General features: G+C 44.2%; 7 protein-coding genes and 1 riboswitch. All 7 genes read right to left on the bottom strand.

Annotation, left to right across the window (positions count from 1 at the left end; translation table 11 throughout):
* Window positions 1–39 precede the first annotated feature (39 nt).
* A complete protein-coding gene (locus tag QMD66_07805) occupies window positions 40–1,149 on the bottom strand; it encodes a cobalamin-binding protein (protein MDI6822726.1) in 1,110 nt (369 codons plus the stop codon).
* A gap of 119 nt (window positions 1,150–1,268) precedes the next feature.
* Window positions 1,269–1,499: riboswitch (cobalamin riboswitch) on the bottom strand.
* A 269-nt stretch (window positions 1,500–1,768) separates the two neighbouring features.
* Window positions 1,769–2,029: a type II toxin-antitoxin system RelE/ParE family toxin gene (locus QMD66_07810; protein MDI6822727.1), complete on the bottom strand. Its 261-nt coding sequence runs from the start codon at window positions 2,027–2,029 to the stop codon at window positions 1,769–1,771.
* On the bottom strand, window positions 2,019–2,267 hold the full coding sequence (locus QMD66_07815; protein MDI6822728.1) for a hypothetical protein: 249 nt from the start codon (window positions 2,265–2,267) through the stop codon (window positions 2,019–2,021). The genes QMD66_07810 and QMD66_07815 overlap by 11 nt, the downstream gene beginning before the upstream one ends.
* Before the next feature lie 165 nt (window positions 2,268–2,432).
* Window positions 2,433–2,984 (bottom strand): macro domain-containing protein, encoded by a 552-nt coding sequence (locus QMD66_07820; GenBank protein ID MDI6822729.1) that lies wholly within the window; start codon window positions 2,982–2,984, stop codon window positions 2,433–2,435.
* 167 nt (window positions 2,985–3,151) lie between these two features.
* The gene (locus QMD66_07825; protein ID MDI6822730.1) at window positions 3,152–3,430 is read right to left on the bottom strand and encodes a type II toxin-antitoxin system mRNA interferase toxin, RelE/StbE family; all 279 of its coding nucleotides are present in this window, start codon (window positions 3,428–3,430) and stop codon (window positions 3,152–3,154) included.
* Window positions 3,423–3,665: a CopG family transcriptional regulator gene (locus tag QMD66_07830; protein MDI6822731.1), complete on the bottom strand. Its 243-nt coding sequence runs from the start codon at window positions 3,663–3,665 to the stop codon at window positions 3,423–3,425. The genes QMD66_07825 and QMD66_07830 overlap by 8 nt, the downstream gene beginning before the upstream one ends.
* 337 nt (window positions 3,666–4,002) lie before the next feature.
* The gene (locus QMD66_07835; GenBank protein ID MDI6822732.1) at window positions 4,003–4,197 is read right to left on the bottom strand and encodes a type II toxin-antitoxin system HicB family antitoxin; all 195 of its coding nucleotides are present in this window, start codon (window positions 4,195–4,197) and stop codon (window positions 4,003–4,005) included.
* Between the last annotated feature and the right edge of the window lie 224 nt (window positions 4,198–4,421).

The raw sequence follows: 4,421 nt of genomic DNA on the forward strand, positions 1-4,421 counted from the left end.
ACCTCTCATCCTGGAACACACCAGAAGGGGCAGTATCTACTACACCGACGACTTTAAAGGATATGGGGTTCTCTCCTTTCGAGGAAGGCACCACAGGGTCTTGCACGGCAAAGAAGAATACGTCAGCGGAAGAACCACATCAACGGCATTGAGGGATTCTTCTCCTACGCCAAGACTTGGCTCTATTACTAACTTAAATAGTTCGGGATGGATGGCTTTATTAAATAGTTCGGGATGGATGGCTTTAGCAACCTCCCTAAGACCCTGGACTATCCTTGGTCCAGGGCGGACAACCAGATTTTCATCGATTACATGAACGCGTCCATTCTTAACCGCGGAAATATTCTCCCAGCCTTCACGCTCCTTTATCTTGCCGGGATCACCCATGCTTCCCTTGGAAGCGATGATGACATCCGGATCACGCTCAATTAGCATCTCCAGGCTGTATTGAGGATACTGGGTCTTGGCATCGGCGGCGATGTTCTCTCCCCCCGCCAGTCTTATCAAGTCGTTTATAAATGTTCCAGGACCAGCGGTCATCAGGGGTTCGTTCCAAACCTCATAGAAGACCTTTGGTCTTTCCCTTTTAAGTCCTGCCACTTTCTCCTTGACATCCTCTATGACCGACTGCATCTTCTTAACAACCCTCTCAGCTGCCTCAGTCTTACCGGTAAGCCTGCCAACCTCTCGTATACCGGTGATGATATCATCCAAGTTCTTCGGGTCAAGGGTGAACACGGTCACCTTCAACCTCTCCAATTCTTTAACTATCGGTTCTTGAACACCACCGGTAGCCAGCACCAAATCGGGCTTTAAAGAGACAACCTTCTCGATGTTTACATCCTTGAATCCTCCGATCTTATTTTTCACTTTTGCCTCTTCTGGATAGTCACAGTAGGTAGTCACTCCCACTATTCTATCGTCCAACTCAAGGGCGAAGAGGATCTCGGTATTGCTAGGAGCTAGGGAGATTATGCGCTTTGGTTCCTTCTCGATGACAACCTTTCTGCCCAGATCGTCTTCTAAAGTTTGTGGGAAATCGACTTTTCTAACCGCTGGTCTCTTCGCTACTGGAGTCGTTTTACATGCCACAACGGTCACCAGTAGCACCAAAATGAGTGCAATGATGGTTCTTGAATACCTGCTCATAATACTCATCCTTTCGAAGGAAATAACTTGAAGAATCTTTCGCACCAATAAAAAATCCTCAAGCCTAAGCTCAAGGATTTCACAAATCTTTAATCACTTGCCATCACCTCACTCCCCGAAGGCTTACTTCCCCTCTAGGCAGGTCTCCTGACTTCCCACACCTTAACTCGCCTTCCCACCGGGAGGCAGTGGCTTTAGCGCCGAGTAAAAGCGTGTTAAGGCTTTTACGTGGGTCACAGTGGCGGGTCCGTGCCGGTCTTCCCACCCGCCTCGCCCGTAGACACAGCGGGCAGGTCACCGGACTTCCCTATTCTCCCCCAACGCAGATATCCCAATTGGTGGTTGATAATTATCTGCGCGGGGGCACCTAGAGGTGGCTATTCAGTTTTGTTGCATTATATCCAACCCGAATTTAGAAGTCAAGATATTATGAAATTTACAGATACCTTATAATTCAAAGACTTGATAGATGCTAGAAAGAGGGCGATTTTCAGCTTCAGCTAACTTTTTTAGCCTATCATAAAGAGTTTCGTCTAGCCTGAGGGTAACAATCTTGGACATACCTTTTATCATCACCAATTGAATACTTTGTATGCAATGTGCGCTGGAAACTAGCATATTAAAGTTTTTTGTAAGCCTCGCCCCGCGGTAGAATATCCATGATAAAAACGCGGGAATCTGAAAAGCTCACCGCAAAAATTATGCGAAAATCCCCCACCCTTTTTCTGAAAGCTTCGTAACCCCTTAATTTGACCACATCTCCTTGGAGGGGATCCTCCACCATCTCATCGATGGCTTTTTTCAGCTGATTGATGGTCTTCCTGTCCAGTTTCTTTAGATTCTTGAGGGCACCCTTGGAAATCTCTATTTCAAAGGGCACTTTTTATCCTTTCCCAGTCTAACAAATCACCCTCAAGAATCTCCCTTTGTCTGCGCTTAAGCGCACTCACTTCATCGGAGAGAGGCTCCTCAACGGGAAGGGATTTGACTCTAGCATCAAACACAAGCTCTCTTATGAGTCTTTTGATTAAACCCTGTTTGGCATAACCCCGCTCTTTACACAATCGATCAAATTCCTGGAAAAGTTTGTCATCAAGTCTCACAATGACCGATTTCATCTTTCCCACCTCTGATATATTATAGGATTCATTTGATATATTTTGCAATACATCACAACCTATAAATGTACTCCAAATGTATCATTGACTCATTTTGAATATATTTTACATCATCCATTCATGCAGAGGGGAAAAGCGCCCAACGGCTAGCGCATCAGCCGCCGCTTATCTTTTCTTGTGTTCTTCGCTAAGCAGGTGGGACAATATCTCTTTATGGACATCGAGGTCTTTGTCGCTGTAAAGTACGAATCGAATCTTTTTAACCTGTTCCAGCTTGGGGATCATCTCCATAATTGTTCTAAATGCCACCTCAGCGGCCTCTTCTGTGGGATAGCCAAATGCACCGGTGGAAATGGCAGGAAAAGCAACTGAATCTATTTTATACTCTTCGGCAAGAAGCAAGGCATTGCAATAGCAATTTGCCAAAAGCTCATCTTCCGGCTTGTCCACACCATAAACGGGTCCCAAGCAGTGGATGACATACCGATTCGGAAGATTACGCCCGCTGGTAATAACCGCTTCTCCGGGTTTAATGGGTGCCAATGGACGGCATTCCTCTTCAAGCCCAGAACCAGCAGCCCTATGAATTGCGCCCGCCACGCCCCCTCCTCTCCTAAGCCAGGCATTTGCCGCATTTACCACAGCAGTGAATCCCTCCTGCGAGGCTATATCCCCCTTAACACACTCAATCGTGACACCGGATATTATCTCTCCCATAACTGACACCCCTCCCCTTTAACACAATTTTACGCAATTCTCAGTCTTTAAACTTGTTCGGTATGAACACGTTTTAAAGGTTGTGCAGTGTCGGAACACAGATACCTTATAATTCAAAGACTTGATAGATGCCCCGGTCGTTAGCAGTCGATGAATGATCTGCGCTATCAATAGGCTTCTTTTCTATGGTGAGCGGCAACCATATAAACTATATGTTCTTCTTCGTCAATTTGGTAAAAGAAACGCCAATCACCAATACGGTAACGCCAGGTCTCTGGAGTAAAATCGCGAAGTTTCTTGATATTTAAACCAAAATGAGGTTCTTCTCGCAATTGAGGATATACGTAACTTTCCAGTTTCTTTTGGATACTTTTGGAGCCAGCTAGTCGAATTTGTTTTAGATTGTCCTGGAAATTCTCGGTTTCAAAAATGCGATAATTAGCCAATCAGGCGACCCTTTCTAGCCTTAACCTGGCGAGATCCCTTTTTGATTCGACCCATTAGAACCTTGTCCGACAAAATTTCTGCCATCTCTTCGTCGCTGGCAAAAATAGATTCCTCCACAAATTTTTTTGCGGCGGTAATAATATAATTGGAAAGAGGACGATTTTCAGCTTCAGCTAACTTTTTTAGCCTATCATAAAGAGTTTCGTCTAACCTGAGAGTAACAATCTTGGACATACCGTTCACCATCCATTGGAATACTTTGTATTCTATTGTAAACGATTAGTTCCTTTTGTCAACACGAGTTAATAAGCTTCTCAAATAAAATCCGCATGAGCCAGTTGATTTGTCAAATTTGTCAAGCCCGATCCGCCAAATCTTTATTCCTCCTCGCCTACTTCTGCTAAGGAGGACATAGGGAGAATTGAAGGAGGATTTTCACAATTCAAGACCTGACACCAAAACAATATGAAAATGTCGGGAGCAGTAGTGATAGAGTAGCCGGATCAAATGTGGTTTTACCGCGATACGTTCCCCTGTTTAGGGACAAAAGGATATTTTTTTCCTATCGCCTTCAAATGGCTACCTCTATAATCTCTTCATCAATTGAAGGGGGAATAGGTTCATCGTGCTTTTTTAAACTTTCTAAGTATCCTTTAATAGCATCTTGAATATTATCAATAGCTTCTTTTCTGGTTTTTCCTTGAGAAATACACCCTGGAAGCGAGGGACATTCAGCCACAAAAATACCATCTTCATCTTGCTCCAATTAGAATTCTGTATTTCATTATCTTTCCTCCTCAAAATTAAGGATGATTCAATCGATTCAAGTATACCTAAGGCTAATATATCTCGCAATGCAGAAACAGCGAAGGTAGCGTTCTAACGATTGGTGATTCGCTTTTCGGAACCACCACCTTGGTAGACTGGATTACATGCTCTTCAGTTTAACATATGCCAAGTGAGCTTCTTTAGCCAATCTTCCCCGCTGTA

The organism is Actinomycetota bacterium (assembly GCA_030018275.1).
Taxonomy (GTDB): Bacteria; Actinomycetota; Aquicultoria; order Subteraquimicrobiales; family Subteraquimicrobiaceae; genus Subteraquimicrobium.